The organism is Streptomyces sp. NPDC008121 (assembly GCF_042957155.1).
GTDB lineage: Bacteria > Actinomycetota > Actinomycetes > Streptomycetales > Streptomycetaceae > Streptomyces.
In genome coordinates this window covers 16,043-30,810 of sequence record NZ_JBIBHT010000007.1, presented here as the reverse complement: position 1 = coordinate 30,810, position 14,768 = coordinate 16,043, and the positions used below count along the sequence as shown (strand labels likewise).

13 protein-coding genes are annotated in these 14,768 nt (G+C 74.3%); 5 read left to right on the top strand and 8 right to left on the bottom strand.

The features are described 5' to 3' along the window. The 4 genes from ACFZBD_RS22840 to ACFZBD_RS22825 form a co-directional block, all read right to left on the bottom strand. Positions 1-1,236, bottom strand: coding sequence for an MFS transporter (locus tag ACFZBD_RS22840; RefSeq protein ID WP_391142312.1), 1,236 nt, complete (start codon positions 1,234-1,236; stop codon positions 1-3). A 184-nt stretch (positions 1,237-1,420) separates the two neighbouring features. Then, complete coding sequence (locus ACFZBD_RS22835) at positions 1,421-2,953, bottom strand: GAF domain-containing protein (RefSeq protein WP_391142310.1); 1,533 nt, start codon at positions 2,951-2,953, stop codon at positions 1,421-1,423. Between the two features lie 45 nt (positions 2,954-2,998). Continuing rightward, positions 2,999-4,054 (bottom strand): rod shape-determining protein MreB, encoded by a 1,056-nt coding sequence (locus tag ACFZBD_RS22830; protein ID WP_391142307.1) that lies wholly within the window; start codon positions 4,052-4,054, stop codon positions 2,999-3,001. Positions 4,055-4,258: 204 nt separating this feature from the next. Next, positions 4,259-4,831 (bottom strand): hypothetical protein, encoded by a 573-nt coding sequence (locus ACFZBD_RS22825; RefSeq protein ID WP_391142305.1) that lies wholly within the window; start codon positions 4,829-4,831, stop codon positions 4,259-4,261. A gap of 122 nt (positions 4,832-4,953) precedes the next feature. Here ACFZBD_RS22825 and ACFZBD_RS22820 point away from each other — a divergent pair, with 122 nt between their 5' ends. Then, positions 4,954-6,039, top strand: a complete 1,086-nt coding sequence (locus tag ACFZBD_RS22820) for a hypothetical protein (protein WP_391142302.1) — start codon at positions 4,954-4,956, stop codon at positions 6,037-6,039. 81 nt (positions 6,040-6,120) lie between these two features. On the opposite strand, the gene ACFZBD_RS22815 is transcribed toward ACFZBD_RS22820, so the two are convergent. After that, positions 6,121-6,552 (bottom strand): MarR family transcriptional regulator, encoded by a 432-nt coding sequence (locus ACFZBD_RS22815; protein WP_391142300.1) that lies wholly within the window; start codon positions 6,550-6,552, stop codon positions 6,121-6,123. A 122-nt stretch (positions 6,553-6,674) separates the two neighbouring features. On the opposite strand from ACFZBD_RS22815, the gene ACFZBD_RS22810 reads away from it, so the two are divergent. From ACFZBD_RS22810 to ACFZBD_RS22800, 3 genes are all read left to right on the top strand, one after another. After that, positions 6,675-7,694, top strand: a complete 1,020-nt coding sequence (locus tag ACFZBD_RS22810) for a zinc-binding dehydrogenase (RefSeq protein WP_391142298.1) — start codon at positions 6,675-6,677, stop codon at positions 7,692-7,694. 63 nt (positions 7,695-7,757) lie between these two features. Next, on the top strand, positions 7,758-8,180 hold the full coding sequence (locus tag ACFZBD_RS22805; protein ID WP_391142296.1) for an Ohr family peroxiredoxin: 423 nt from the start codon (positions 7,758-7,760) through the stop codon (positions 8,178-8,180). A gap of 116 nt (positions 8,181-8,296) precedes the next feature. Continuing rightward, positions 8,297-9,121, top strand: coding sequence for an EI24 domain-containing protein (locus tag ACFZBD_RS22800; RefSeq protein WP_391142294.1), 825 nt, complete (start codon positions 8,297-8,299; stop codon positions 9,119-9,121). A 140-nt stretch (positions 9,122-9,261) separates the two neighbouring features. Here ACFZBD_RS22800 and ACFZBD_RS22795 read toward each other — a convergent pair whose 3' ends face one another. The 3 genes from ACFZBD_RS22795 to ACFZBD_RS22785 all read right to left on the bottom strand — a co-directional run bounded on the left by ACFZBD_RS22795 (position 9,262) and on the right by ACFZBD_RS22785 (position 12,060). Next, positions 9,262-9,996, bottom strand: coding sequence for a nitrilase-related carbon-nitrogen hydrolase (locus tag ACFZBD_RS22795; RefSeq protein WP_391142293.1), 735 nt, complete (start codon positions 9,994-9,996; stop codon positions 9,262-9,264). A gap of 40 nt (positions 9,997-10,036) precedes the next feature. Further along, positions 10,037-11,323: a pyroglutamyl peptidase gene (locus ACFZBD_RS22790; RefSeq protein WP_391142291.1), complete on the bottom strand. Its 1,287-nt coding sequence runs from the start codon at positions 11,321-11,323 to the stop codon at positions 10,037-10,039. A 155-nt stretch (positions 11,324-11,478) separates the two neighbouring features. Continuing rightward, positions 11,479-12,060, bottom strand: a complete 582-nt coding sequence (locus ACFZBD_RS22785; RefSeq protein WP_391142288.1) for a TetR family transcriptional regulator — start codon at positions 12,058-12,060, stop codon at positions 11,479-11,481. Between the two features lie 163 nt (positions 12,061-12,223). Here ACFZBD_RS22785 and ACFZBD_RS22780 point away from each other — a divergent pair, with 163 nt between their 5' ends. Beyond that, the gene (locus ACFZBD_RS22780; protein WP_391142286.1) at positions 12,224-14,686 is read left to right on the top strand and encodes a glycoside hydrolase family 3 C-terminal domain-containing protein; all 2,463 of its coding nucleotides are present in this window, start codon (positions 12,224-12,226) and stop codon (positions 14,684-14,686) included. Positions 14,687-14,768: the final 82 nt, after the last annotated feature.

Sequence of the window (14,768 nt, the reverse complement as noted above, 5' to 3'; positions counted from 1 at the left end):
TCAGGAGGGGCGCGCTGCGACCTTGCTCACCTCCGGGGAGCCGCTGTCCTCCCCGGTGGGGCGGATCGTCCGCATCCGGCCGTACGCGTAGACGCAGCCCGCGAGCGCCAGGTCGGAGAGGAGCATGAAGCCGATGGAGTACGAGTCCTTGGCGCTGTAGATCGCGCCCATCACCAGCGGCGGCACGAAGCCGCCGAGTCCGCCCATCGCGCCGACGATGCCGGTGACGCTGCCGACCTGTGGCTGGGGGGTGACCTGGGAGACCAGCGCGAAGACCGATCCGCTGGCGGTGCCGAGCCCGGCGGCCATGCACAGCAGGGCGATCGTGCCGCCCGGATCCAGCGCCGGGTCGAACGCCTGGACGATCGCGAGGAGGGCGACGAAGCCGAGCGCGCCCGCGGTGACGAGGGCCGGGTGGACCCGGTCGGAGAGCCAGCCGCCGATCGGCCGGAAGACGACCGTCACCAGGGCGAACCCGGCCGCCTTGGTACCGGCGTCGGTCGGGTCGAGCGCGTACCAGGTCTTCAGGTACGTGGGGAGGTAGACGCCGAACGCGACGATCCCACCGAAGCCGATCGCGTACAGCGCCGACAGCTCCCACGTCACCCGCAGCCGCCCCGCCTTGCCCAGCCGGGCGCCGAGGGAGGCGGTGGGGACCGGCCGGTCGGGGCGGTCGGTGATGAGGAGGAACGCGAGGACGGCGTAGGCGGCGAGGGCGACCGCGACGACCAGGAACGGCAGGTCCTCGCCGTGCTCGGCGATGCGCGGGGTGAAGTAACCGGAGAGCGCCACCCCGCCCATGCCCATGCCGAAGACGCCGAGGGCGAACCCCCGCTTGGCCGGCGGGAACCAGGAGTTGACGAGCGGGATGCCGATGGCGAACGTCGTGCCGCCAAGACCGAGGAGGAAACCGACGGCGAGCATCGCGCCGTACGAGTGCTTCGCCGGGATCAGCAGCAGCACGGGCACGATGGTGAACGCCGAGACGAGCGGGAACATCACCTTCGCGCCGTACTTGTCGGTGAGCGCGCCGACCGGGATCCGGCCGAGCGAGCCGACCAGCACGGGGACGGCGACCAGCAGCGACTGCTGGAAGGAGCTCAGGGCGAGCCGGTCGCCGTACCAGCTGCCGAGCGGGGCGATCAGGTCCCACGCCCAGAAGGTGAGCGTGAAACCGAGGGTGGCCAGCGCCAGGTTGCGGTAGGCGGCCGGGGAGGGCTTCGCGTCGGTGTCCACCCCACCAGTCAAGGTCGGCTCCCTGCGCGGGTCGCGCGGAACTGCGCCGTCCGGGGGGCGGTCGGGGAGGGGCGGGAAGCCTAAGGCCGGGCGGCCGGGGGAGGGGCGGGGAAGCCTAGGGCCGGGCGGGACTTCACGGACAGGACCTAGGGCGGTGGGGCCGGGGGAGGGGCCGGGCGCCGGGTCACGGCCAGGTCACCGTCGTCGGCGGTTCCGCGTCGTCCGTCACCGTCAGCCGCGGTCCGTCCGGCGGCGCCGACACCCCGACCGTGATCGCGGTGACGCCCGGACGGCGGTGGGCCGCCGCAAGCGCCCCGCGCAGGGCGGCGAGGAGCCGGTCCGCGTCCGCCTCGCCGATGAGGGTGTCGACGGCCCCCGAGAAGTGGACCGAGGGCGGGAACCCCAACAGGACGGCCGCGCCGCCCGTCTCCCGCAGCACCCGCCCCCGGAAGGAGGTCGGCGCGTCCGCCGGGGGCTGCTGGAGCGCGAAGATGGCCGTCCGCACCTCCTGGATCGTGGAGTCCAGCTCGTCCACCGCCCGCCCGAGCAGCGTGTTCTCGGCGGAGGACTCCGCCGCCCGCCGCCGGGTCGACTCCAGCATCATCTCGGTGGCGAAGAGCCGCTGGACGACGAGGTCGTGCAGGTCGCGTGCGATCCGGTCGCGGTCCTCGTACACCGCCAGCCGTTCCCTGTTGTGCCGCGCGTCCGCGAGGACCAGCGCCAGCGCCGCCTGGGAGGCGAACTGCGAGGCCAGCAGCCGGTCCACCGCCGTGTACGGCCGCCCCCCGCGCCGCCGGGGCAGGGCGAGGGTGCCGATGAGCTGCCCGCCGCTCTGCAGCGGCAGCATCATCGAGGGGCCGTACCGCGACCGTACGTGCGTCGTCATCCGCGGATCGGTCGCCGAGTCCTCCACGAACACCGGCTCGCCGCCGAGCAGCTGCGCGAGGACGTCGGACCCCGGCGCGATCGTCGTCCCGACCAGATCACCGGGGTCGCCGACCGTCGAGGCCGCCACGATCTCCATGCCGCCCTCCTCGGTCGGCTGCAGGACGACCCCGGCGGAGGCGTCCGCGAGCAGCCGCGCCTGCTCGGCGACCGTCCGCAGCGCGCCTTCGGCCGGCTCGCCGGTGAGCAGGGCCGTCGTCACCGCCGCCGCGCCCTCGATCCAGCGTTCGCGCTGCCGGGCGGTCTCGTACAGCCGGGCGTTGCCGATCGCGATCCCCGCCTGCGAGGCGAGGACCCGCAGCAGCGCCAGGTCCTCGTCGGTGAAGGGGCCGCCCCGCTTCTCGGTCAGGTAGAGATCGCCGAACACCTCGGTGTGCACCCGGATCGGGGCACCGAGGAAGGAACGCATCGCGGGGTGCCCCTCCGGGACCCCACTGGAGCGCGGATGGCTCGTCAGATCGTCGAGCCGCAGCGGCCGCGGGTCCTCCAGCAGCAGGCCGATGACGCCGGAGTGGCCGTCGGGGAGGCGGCCGATGCGCTCCCGCTCGGCCTCCGTCAGCCCGGTCGTGAACAACTCGGTGACCCGGTGGCGCTCGGGGTCGACCACCCCGAGCGCACCGTAGCGCGCCCCCGTCAGCTCGGCCGCGGAGTCCACGATGTGCTGGAGCGTGGCCCGCAGTTCGAGGTCGCTGCCGACGCTGAGGACCGCTTCCAGCAGGGCCGGCAGGCGGGGGGCCGGTTCGGCCGGTTCGTCCGCGTCCATGATCGGCATGGGTTCATTGTCGTACGGGCGAGAGGAGACGGGCGGCCGGGTCGGTCACTCCACGCCCGCCTCGACCAGCGGGTCCGCGTCCAGGACCATGGGCTGGATCTTGCCCTCCAGCATCGCGCCGAGCCCGAGGATCGCGCACACGTCGGGCCGCTCGGCGATGTGCACCGGCATGCCCGTCGCCTCGCGCAGCATCTCGTCGAGGCCGGGGAGCAGCGCGCTGCCGCCGACCATCATGATGCCGCGCTCGGCGAGGTCGGCCACCAGGTCGGGCGGGCACTCGCGCAGGATCTTGCCGATGCCGTCGAGGACGGCGGTCAGCGGGGTGTGGATGGCGTCCCGCACGGCGGCGGTGTCGACCGTCACCGAGCGGGCCAGGCCGGTGGCCACGTCCCGTCCGTGGATCTCGGTGGAGGTCGGGCCCTGGAGGGTCAGGCCGTTGCCCCGGAGGGCGAGCTGCAGCGGCCGGACGGACTGGCTCGGCAGCATCAGCTCGTGCTGGTGGCGCAGGTGCTGGATGACGGCGTGGTCGATCGCGTCGCCGCCGACCGGGATGCGCTGGGCCGTCACGATCGAGCCCAGCGAGAGCACCGCGACCTGGGTGGTCGCCGCGCCGCACACCATGATCATGGTGGCGGTGGGCTGCTCGACGGGGAGCCCGCACCCCACGGCCGCAGCGATCAGCGTGTCGACCAGCTCCACCCGGCGCGCCCCCAGGCCGACCAGGGTCTCCACGGCCGCGCGCTGGGCGAGCGGGTCGCTGTCGTGCGGGGTGCAGGCGGCGGCGCGCAGCCGGGGCTTGCGGCGCAGCTGGCGGCGGAGCTTCTCGCCGAGGAGGTGGCGCAGCATCCGCTGGGCCATGTCGATGTCGACGACGGTGCCGCCGGAGACGGGCCGTACGACCCGGATGTAGTCGGGTGTGCGGCCGGTCATCTTCTCGGCCAGCGCGCCGACGGCGATCAGCGCGCCGGTACGGGTGTTCACGGCGGCGACGCTGGGCTCGTCGACGACGAGGCCGGCGCCCTTGACGAAGACCCGGGTACGGGCCGCCCCCAGGTCGACGGCGACATGGCAACGGCGCAGCTGGTCAAGGCTGACGGTCACGGCAGATCCTCCGGAGTGCGGTGCTGGCACGGGGCGAGGTGCTACGCGATGGTGCTTCGGCGTCCTGTTCGCATCGTGCGTTTCCGGCGGGCCCGGCGCGCGCTGGGCTGCGCCGCCCGGGGGTGTGCGGCCGCTCGAGGGGGTGTCGTGTCGCTCGGACCGGGTCGGGGAGCGGCGTCCGTGCCGTGGATCGCGAGGGGCAGGTCAGAGGAGGCGTTGCAGCAGGCCCCAGGTGAACTCGGCGGACCGCGGTGAGCCGTCGGGCAGGGTGAAGTCGAGCCGCAGCCGCGTGGGGGCGCTGCCGTCGCGGACCCGGGCGGGCGGGAAGGCGTTCCCGACCTCGCCCAGGGTGCAGCCCCACGGGCGCAGATCGGCCTCCGTACGCAGCTCGGGGGAGGGCGCGCCAGGCGCGCGGACCAGGCCCCGGCCCCACACCTCCGGCGTGCGGCGGCCGAGCGGGCCGGCCATGACCTCCCAGCGCAGCTCGGGCCAGAGCGGCAGCCGCCACCGCAGGATCTCGGAGGAGTACTCCCCGACGACCCGGCGGGACTCCGGTTCGCCGAGGGCCGAGCGGTAGCGGTGGAGTTCGGCTGCTCCGCGCCGGGCGTGGGCCCAGGCCTGCCAGCGCCGGTTGGCCTCGCGCATCTCGGTCCGGCTCGCGCCGAGGGCGAGCCGCGCTTCCTCGGCCAGGTCCGGCTGGTGGTCGGCCATCCGGCGCAGCAGGACGAGCTGGAACTCGCGCGGTCCGAAGGGCCCGGTCGGTGCGGACGGCTGCATGTGCCCATCCTGCCCGAAGCGGGAGATTGGTGACGGCACGCCGTGGACCTGGGGTTTCCACACAAGATCCTCACGTCCATGGCTACCTGCGTGGTGCGGGGTGCGCATAGCCTGCGGGCGCCATGGACTACTGCCACCGGTGCCGACGGCATCTCAACGGCGCCCTCGCCTGTGCCGGGTGCGGGACCCCCGTCGAGGAGCTGCGGTACGACACTCCCCGCGCCCCCGAGCAGCGCGCCACCGGGTACGCGCCCGACGCCGGACAGCCCCTCCCGGGGCGCGCGGCCGGGGCTCCCTACGGCGCGGCCGGGTACGGGACCGGTGCCGAGGCCGCGTACGGCGCGGCCGGGTACGCGCCCGAGGATCCGTACCGCGCCGCCGAGTCGCCGTACCGCCCTGCCGAGGCGCCGTACGGGACCGCCGAGGCGTCGTACCGGACCGTCGAGCCGCAGCCGGGTGCCGCCGAGTCGCCGGACCGTGTCGCCGAGCCTGCCCCCGAGGGGGAGCACGTCTACGAACTGGACGTGGTCGAGCCGCCACGCCCCGGGCCCTCGGGCCGTCGGGGCGCGCGCCGGGGTGCCGGGGCGGCTCCCGGCGCGCCCGGGCGGGGCGCCTCGCGCAAGGGCCGGCGGGCGCGCGGCCGCAAGGGGCGCAACGTCCTGGTGGGCACCCTCGGGATCGTCCTGGCGGCGGGAACGCTGAGCCTGGCGAAGCTGGCCCTGGAGCCGCCCGGTGAGGGCGGCGCCGCCGTCGCCGTGGAGGAGGAAGACGTCGTCGAGGCCTCGCTGCCTCCGCTGCCCTCGCGGAGCGCGGACCCCTCGGACGGGCCGAGCGCGGTCGACGTGCCCGCCTCGGTCTCCGCGACGGCTTCGCGGGAGCCGTCCCCGGACGGTTCGTCCGGCGGCTACTCCGGTGGCGCCTCGGGAGGTTCCGGCGGTTCCGGTGGCGACGGCGCGGGCGCCGGGGGCTCGGGCGGCGACACGCAGGGCTCCGGCGGGGACCCGGCGGGACCGCCGGGCGACGCCCCGCCGTCCGCCCCGCCGTCCGCGTCACCCCCGGCGGGGGAGCCCTCTCCGGGGGAGAGCACGCCCACCCCCGGCACCACGCCGACCGGGCCTCCGGGACCCGGCGCGCCGACGACGCCCGCTCCGCCTCCACCGCCCCCGGCTCCCAGCAAGACGACCTGCGTCCTCTTCTGGTGCTGGTGAAGGGCGGCCCGGTGTCCGTGCGGACGGGCCGCTCGCGCCCCTGACGGCCGCCGACCGGCCCGGCCGCGTCCGGCCGCGGGCCTACTCCGCTTCCTGGCCCAGCATCCGCTTCAGCAGGTCCCGCAGCAGGGTGCGCTCGACCTCGGTGAGCTGTCCGAGCGGCTCGCGGGCGAAGTCCAGCGAGTCCCGGAGCCTGCCCGCCGTCTCCAGCCCCGCCGGGGTGGGCGCCGCGAGCTTGACCCGGCGGTCGGCCGGGTCGGGGCGCCGCTCCACCAGGCCGCGCGTCTCCAGCCGGTCGACGATCCCGGTGACGTTCGACGGCTCGCACCTGAGCTTCTGCGCGATCTTGCGCATCGGCACGGGCTCCATGGAGAGCAGCCCGAGGACCCGGGCCTGCGCCCCGGTGAGGGAGTGCTGCGCGGCCGCCTGCTCGTACTCCGCGTAGTACCGCGAGACGACCGCGCCGATCAGTTCGACGACTTCGCGGGTCACGGGATCTGTGGGTGAGGCCATGGGGTTCATCGTACCCAGATACTTGACAACATGAAATATCCAGGAGCATGGTTGTTTGAGGTTGTGAAGTATCCACAGCCTGAAGTTTTCTCGATGTGAAGCTTTCCCAGGAGGCCGTGCAGATGTCCGTACTTCCCGCGTCCAGCCGTGAGTGGCACCTCGTCGCCCGCCCGCACGGCTGGCCCACCCCCGCCGACTTCGCCCTCCGCGAGGCGCCCGTCAGTGCGCCCGGCGAAGGCCGCGTCCTCGTGCGCAACCTGCACTTCTCCGTCGACCCGTACATGCGCGGCCGGATGAACGACGTGAAGTCGTACATTCCCCCGTTCCGGCTCGACAAGCCCATGGACGGCGGCGCGGTCGGCGAGGTCATCGCCTCGAACGCCGAGGGCTTCGCCGTCGGCGACCACGTCCTGCACGGTCTCGGCTGGCGCGAGTACGCCGACGTCCCGGCCGAGCACGCCACCAAGGTCGACCCGGACCTCGCCCCCCTCTCCAGCTACCTCGGCGTGCTCGGCATGACCGGCCTGACGGCCTACGCCGGCCTCTTCGAGGTCGCCTCCTTCAAGGAGGGCGACGCCGTCTTCGTCTCCGGCGCGGCCGGCGCCGTCGGCAGCCAGGTCGGCCAGATGGCCAGGCTCCGGGGCGCCTCCCGGGTCATCGGCTCCGCCGGCTCGGACGAGAAGGTCAAGCTCTTGGTCGAGGAGTACGGCTTCGACGCCGCCTTCAACTACAAGAACGGCCCGGTCAAGCAGCAGCTCCGCGAGGCCGCTCCCGACGGCATCGACGTCTACTTCGACAACGTCGGCGGGGACCACCTCGAAGCCGCGATCTCCTCGCTCAACGTGCACGGCCGCGCCACCATCTGCGGCATGATCGCGCAGTACAACGACACCGAGCCGGTGCCGGGACCGCGCAACATGGCCATGATCATCGGCAAGCGGCTGCGCCTCCAGGGCGTCCTCGTCGGCGACCACTACGACCTGCAGGAACAGTTCGTGCGAGAGGTCGGCGGCTGGCTGCGCTCCGGCGAGCTGAAGTACCGCGAGACCTTCGTCGAGGGCATCGAGAACGGCACGGAGGCCTTCCTCGGTCTGCTCCGCGGCGACAACACCGGGAAGATGATCGTTTCGGTGACCGGCTAGTCTCTCCTCAGCCGTCGCGATCGTGGGCGCGAGTCGCGGCGAACCAGCAGAAGGAAGAGACAGATGTCCATCCAGCAGTCCGACGTCCTGTACACCGCCGTCGCCACCGCCGAGAACGGGCGCGACGGCCGTGTCGCCACCGACGACGGTCAGCTCGACGTCGTCGTCAACCCGCCGAAGGCCATGGGCGGCTCCGGCGCCGGCACCAACCCCGAGCAGCTCTTCGCCGCCGGTTACAGCGCCTGCTTCCAGGGTGCGCTGGGCGTCGTGGCCCGCAACGAGAAGGCCGACATATCGGGTTCGACGGTCACCGCCGAGGTCGGCATCGGCAAGAACGACGACGGCTTCGGCATCATCGTCAAGATCTCGGCGACCATCCCGAACGTGGACGCGGAGACCGCGAAGAGCCTTCTCGAGAAGGCCCACCAGGTCTGCCCGTACTCCAAGGCCACCCGCGGCAACATCACGGTCGAGCTGGCCGTCTGAGTTGCGCGTAAGCTGGTGAGAGGCCGCACCCCGACCGACCGGGGTGCGGCCTCTTCTCTTCGCCGTGGACCGGACGTCAAGGAAGCCGCGGGCGCGCGCCCGATAGGGTGATCGGCATGCGTGATTTCGGGGCCGGATTCGGTTATCTGCTGCAAGGTCAGAAGTGGGTCGGCCGGCACGGGCGATGGCTCGGGTTCGGCCTGCTGCCGGGGCTCGTCACCCTCGTGCTGTACGTCGGCGCCCTCATCGGTCTCGGCTACGGCGCCGACGGCCTGGCGGCCTGGGCCACCCCGTTCGCCGACGACTGGACCTCGCCCTGGCAGGGACTCGTCCGCGGCTTCCTCACCGCCCTCGTCTTCGTCTTCGGGCTCTTCCTCGCGGTCATCACCTTCACCGCGGTGACGCTCCTGGTCGGCCAGCCGTTCTACGAGTCGCTCTCCGAGCAGGTCGACCGCACCGAGGGCGGTGACGTCCCCGAGTCCGGCCTGCCGCTCTGGCGCGAGCTGTGGATCTCGGCGCGCGACAGTGTGCGGATCCTGCTCCGGGTCGCGCTCTACGGCGTGCTGCTCTTCGCCGCCGGCTTCATCCCGGTGCTGGGCCAGACGGTGGTGCCGGTCCTCGGCTTCTGCGTCTCCGGCTTCTTCCTCGCCCACGAGCTGACGTCGGTCGCCCTCCAGCGCCGGAACGTCGAGCAGAAGGAGCGGCTGCGGATGCTGCGCGGGCGCCGGATGCTGACGCTGGGCTTCGGCGTTCCGCTGACGCTCTCGTTCCTCGTCCCCTTCCTCGCGGTGTTCCTGATGCCCGGCGCGGTCGCCGGGGCCACCCTGATGGCCCGTGAACTGACCGGGGAGGCGGCCCGCGACGACGAGGGCGACGCCGTCCCGGCGCCCGGGAACCCCTCCACCGCGGGCGGTAAGGAGACGCAGCACCTGCGCCGCTGAGCCCCCGAGCCGCTGTACGCCTCAGGAGACGCAGCACCTGCGCCGCTGAACGCCCCCCGCGCCCCCGCGAGCCGCCGTACGCCTCCCGCGCAGGGCCGCCGCCCCACCGGCCTGGCGCGCCGCCGCTCAGCCGCGGCTCCTCATCGAGCCCCGGCCTCGTGATCCCCGACCGCGACGAGGACGTACCCCGGGTCGGCCGTCCCCGCGTCCGCGGTCCGCTCGCCGTCCGGCCCCCAGGCACCGCTCGCGCCTCCGCACTCGCCCGCTTCGCTCCGGCCCAGGACGTTCGCCAGCACCACGTGGAGCCCGAAGTCCCGGGCGCGTACGGGATAGACCTTCTCGAAGGAGTCGTTGTCGAGGGTGAGGACCGAACTGGCGAGATAGACCCGGCAGCCGTCGGCGGCGGCCCGCTCGGCGAGCTCCGGGAAGCGGTTGTCGTAGCAGGTGGCCAGGGCGAACCGGACGCCGTCGAGGACGAACCGGCCGTCCCGGTCGCCCGCCGAGAAGACCTCCCGCTCGACCCCGTACAGCCACCGCTTGTCGTAGCGGGTGAGCAGGCCGCCGTCGGGGCCGAGGACGAGCGAGGTGACCCCGGGCCGCCCCTCGGGCGTCCGCACCGGGCCGTTGACGACGGCGGCCGCCGCCACGGAACGGCAGGCTTCCCGCAGCGGCGCCAGGCGCTCGTCGTCCTCGGCGAGCCGGAGCCCCGGGTCGCGGTGGACGAGCGTCGGCTCGTACCCGGTCAGCGCCAGCTCGGGGAAGACGACGAGCCGCGCGCCGTCGGCGCCGGCCGACCGGATCAGCGCCGCCATGGTCCGGACGTTGGCCTCGATGTCCCCGGGGGCCGGGGTGAACTGCGCCGCTGCGATGATCATGTGCCCATCATCCCCGCCGTCCCGGCCCCGGCGGAACCCTTCAGGAGGAGCCGGCGGCCACCGCGAGGATCGCCCGCACCTGCGCGATGATGGCGAGCCGTTCGCGGTCGAACTCGGGGTCGGTGACCGCGCCCGTCGCCGGGTCCGTGTTGCCCGCGCCGAACCGGAGGACAGGGGTGTGGACATGGCCGCCGGGCAGCGTGGACAGGCCGAGCCGGTCGCGGAGCAGGGTGGCGCGGTAGGCGATCTCGTTGGAGAGGTAGTCGCCGCCGCCCCCGGCCCGGGCGGTGGAGCCGGCCGTCGGCCCCTCCGGGCGGGTCACCGGGGCCGTCGCCCCGGCGGGGATCTCGGTCACCGTCGTGTTGTCGTAGACCGGGAAGGGCCCGGTGCCCGCGGCGACGATCGCGCGGTACGGGAGGGTGGTCGTCGTCCACTGCGGCCGGCCGGCCGGGTCGGTGACCGGAACCGTCTCCGTACGGGAGAGGTTCTCGTTGTCCGGGAAGCCGCCCCGCCAGGCGCCGTTGAACCGTTCGAGGTCGAAGCGGCCGACCCGGCCCTGGCTCACGGTGGTGAAGAGGTCCACGTGCGGCAGCCGGTCGCGCAGGGTCCGCTCGACCGTGCCGTCGGTGAAGTCCGCCCAGCGGACCGGGAAGACGGCCGTCTCGACCCGGGCGAGCCCGCCGTCCGCCGTGCGGATCCAGGTGCCGTCCAGGGCCAGCGCGGTCGCCCCTGACGGGTTGCCGATGCGGACGTCCCGGTCGAGCGTGAAGGGGTCGAAGCCGGTCAGCAGGACCTTCTTGAAGCCCTTGCCGGCGGGGTGGAGGATCGAGTCCTGGCCGCGCGAGGAGCGTTCGAGGCGGTCGAGGAGCCGGGTCCGCGCGGTGTCGTCGAGGGCGAACCCCGGGCTCCAGGAGCGCAGTTCGCGGGTCATGCCGAGCCGCGCCCAGTACAGCGGCCGGTCGTCGTCCCGGCTGAGGTCCCCTCGCACCGGCCCCCGGCCCTGGGCGCGGTCGACCGCGCGCCGCCACAGACGCGCGCCCTCCCGGTCGACGGTCCGCTCGGCCTCGCGGTGGGAGCCGGCGGCCGCCAGGGCGCGGCCGAAGCCGGCCGCCACGGTGTCGAAGCCGCTGCGGCGCAGGATCTCCTGGGGCACCGCCCGGTCCAGCCTGGCCTCCTCGACCGTGCCGGCCCGGACGCCGTCCCCGGCACCGACGGCGGCCCCGCCGCCCGCGCCGCCGCTCGGGACGGCCGAGGCCGGTGGTGGGACGAGGGCGAGGGCGGTGGCGACGAGGGCGAGTCCGAGCGGGGCGGTGCGTATCCGGGGCACGGTCGAGCCTTCCTTACGGGGCCGGTGGCGGGCCCGGGAAGTATCCCGCCCCACCCGCAACTCCCGCTACGGCGCATCCGCTTGCCCCGGCCGCCCCACGCGCCGGGCGTCCGGAAACAGCCCGCCCGGCCGCCCCGGTGTCCCCCTCCCGGCCGTCAGGCCCCGTCCGTCTCCCCGTCCCCGCGCAGCAGCGTCAGGAAGTCGCGGAAGGCCCCCGGCATGTCCACCGAGCCCGGGTCGAGCAGCCACTGGTACTGGAGGCCGTCCATCACCGCCGTGAGCAGCGGCGCGGCGCGCTCCGGGGTCAGGCCGCCGGGCAGCCGCTCGCCGAACTCCAGGCGCAGGACCTTCGCCATCTCCCCGCGGACCTGGGCGTACCGCTCGGTGAAGAACTCCCGCGCCGGGTGGCCGTCGGTCACGCTCTCGCCGAGCAGGGCGGAGAAGGTCTGCACGATCCCGGGGCGCATCGCGTTGTACTCCACCAGCGAGTCGAGCAGGTCGATCCGCCAGCCCTCGCGGTCCCGGCCGCCGCTGGTGTCCCACCGGTCGCGCTCCTCCAGGACCGCGACGAGCAGGGCCTCCTTCGTCGGGAAGTAGTGCAGCAGCCCCTGCTGGGTCAGGCCGACCCGCTCGGCGACGGAGCCCAGCGAGGCGCCGCGGTAGCCGCGCTCCGCGATCACCTCGAGGGCCGCCCGCACGATGTCCGCGCGCCGCTCCTCGCTCCTGGCCCGCACCATCGCCCGGCCCCTTCCTCGTCGGGGGTCCGCCACGGACGTGGGCGGACGTCCTGTCCGAGAGGACCGTACGCCATCCGAAGATAACGAAGGCATAACGTAACCTACCGCTCTACAGGTAACCGGGCCACCATGGCTGCCACACCACTCGACGAGGAGGAACGCCGTGGCAGAGATCAGTGCGGAGACCGGTGCGGGTACGGGCGCGGACGCGGCCCGTGAGCGGGCCGTCGAGGCAGCGCTCGCCCGGCTCGACCTGGACACCAAGGCCCGGCTGCTCGCCGGGCAGGACATGTGGTCGCTCCCGGCCCTGCCCGAGATCGGGCTCGCCTCCCTGGTCATGTCCGACGGGCCGGTCGGCGTCCGCGGGGTCCGCTGGACGGCCGACGACCCGTCGGTCGCGCTGCCGTCCCCGACGGCGCTGGCCGCCTCCTGGGACCCCTCCCTCGCCCGCCGCGCCGGCCGTCTCCTCGCCCAGGAGGCCCGCCGCAAGGGCGTCCACGTCGTCCTCGCCCCCACGGTGAACCTGCACCGCACCCCGCTCGGGGGCCGTCACTTCGAGGCGTACAGCGAGGACCCGTACCTCACCGGCGAGATCGGCACCGGCTATGTGCGGGGCGTGCAGGACGGCGGCGTCGGCACCACGGTCAAGCACTTCGTCGCCAACGACGCCGAGACCGACCGCTTCACCGTCGACAACAGGATCGCCCCCCGCCCGCTGCGGGAGCTCTACCTCGCCCCCTTCGAGGCCATCGTCACCCACGCCCGCCCCTGGGGCATCATGACCGCGTACAACCAGGTCAACGGCGTCACGATGACCGAGCACCACCAGCTCGTGAACGAGGTCCTGCGCGGCGAGTGGGGCTTCGACGGCTGCAACGTCTCCGACTGGATGGCCGCCCGCTCCACCCGGGGCGACATCGAGGGCGGCCTGGACGTCGCCATGCCAGGACCCACCACCGTCTACGGCGAGGCGCTCGCCGCCGCCGTCCGCGCCGGCGAGGTCGAGGAGACGGCCGTCGACGCGGCCGTCCGCAACGTCCTGCGGCTCGCCGCCCGGGTCGGCGCCCTGGAGGGCGCCCCGCCGGCCGTCACCGAGACCCCCGAGACCGTCGACGGCGACGCGCTGGCCCGGGAGATCGCCCACCGCGGATTCGTCCTCGTCCGCAACGAGAACGGCGCCCTCCCGGTCGCCGCCGGCCGTACCGTCGCCCTCTCCGGCGCCGCCGCCCGCGACGCCCGGATCCTCGGCGGCGGCTCCGCCCAGGTCTTCCCCGCGCACACCGTCTCCCCGCTGGACGGCCTCACCGCGGCCCTCCCCGAGGGCGCCCTCACCTTCTCCGTCGGCGCCGACCCGAGCGACGAACTCGTCCCCGCCGGGCAGGGGTTCACCCTCCGTGCCGTCTGCCGTGACGCCGCCGGCGCCGTCCTCGGCGAGGGCAGCCTGCCCAACGGCCAGGTGCAGTGGATCGGCGACGACCTCCCGGCCGGCGTCACCCACGAGGCCCTCGCCTCCATCGAGGTCGTCGGCACGTTCACCCCGCGGGAGAGCGGCGCCCACTCCTTCGGCACCCGCGGCCTCGGCGCCTTCACCCTCACCGTCGCCGGCGAGACCGTCTTCGACGGCGTCCAGGCGATGGGACCGGAGACCGACCCCTTCGAGGCGTTCTTCGGCGCCCCCGTCGAACGCGCCTCGATCCCGCTCACCGCGGGCGAGAGCGTCGAGGTGTCGCTCCGCCACGTCCTCGACAAGGAGTTCGCCGCCCCGCTGCCGGCCGTGATGTTCTCCTTCGTCCACCTCGCGCCGCGCCGCGACCCCGACGAACTGATCGCCGAAGCCGTCGAGGCCGCCCGCGCCGCCGACACCGCCGTCGTGGTCGTCGCCACCACCGAACGCGTCGAGTCCGAGGGCTTCGACCGCAAGGACCTCGCCCTCCCCGGCCGCCAGGACGACCTCGTACGGGCCGTCGCCGCCGCCAACCCCCGCACGGTCGTCGTCGTCAACGCCGGCTCCCCGGTCGAGATGCCCTGGCGCGACGAGGTCGCCGCCGTCCTCCTCGGCTGGTTCCCCGGACAGGAGGGGGGCGCCGCGCTCGCCGACGTCCTGACCGGCGCCGCCGAGCCCGGCGGCCGCCTGCCCACCACCTGGCCCGTCGCCCTCGCCGACGTCCCGGTCACCGCCACCACCCCGACCGACGGCGCCCTCTCCTACGACGAGGACGTCTTCATCGGCTACCGCGCCTGGGACAAGGCGGGCGCCGTCCCCGCGTACGCCTTCGGCCACGGCCTGGGCTACACCACCTGGACGTACGACGCACTGGACGTGACCCCGGACAGCGCCACCGTCCGCCTCACCAACACCGGCACCCGCGCCGGTCGCGAGGTCGTCCAGATCTACCTCGCGCCGACCGCGGACACCGTCGAGCGGCCGGCCCGCTGGCTCGCCGGATTCGGATGCGCGGAGGCGGAGCCCGGGGCGTCCGTGGAGGTCGAGATCCCGCTGCCCCGCCGCGCCTTCGAGATCTGGGACGAGGAGAAGCACGCCTGGTCCCTCGTCCCCGGCACCTACGAGGTCAGGGCCGCGCACTCGCTGGCGGACACCCGCCGGACGGCCGTCCTGGACGCCTGACCGGCCGCCGGACCGGCCGTCAGCGGCCCACCCGGACCGGCCGTCGCCGACGGCCGGAACCCCCGAAGACGAGCCCCGGGGC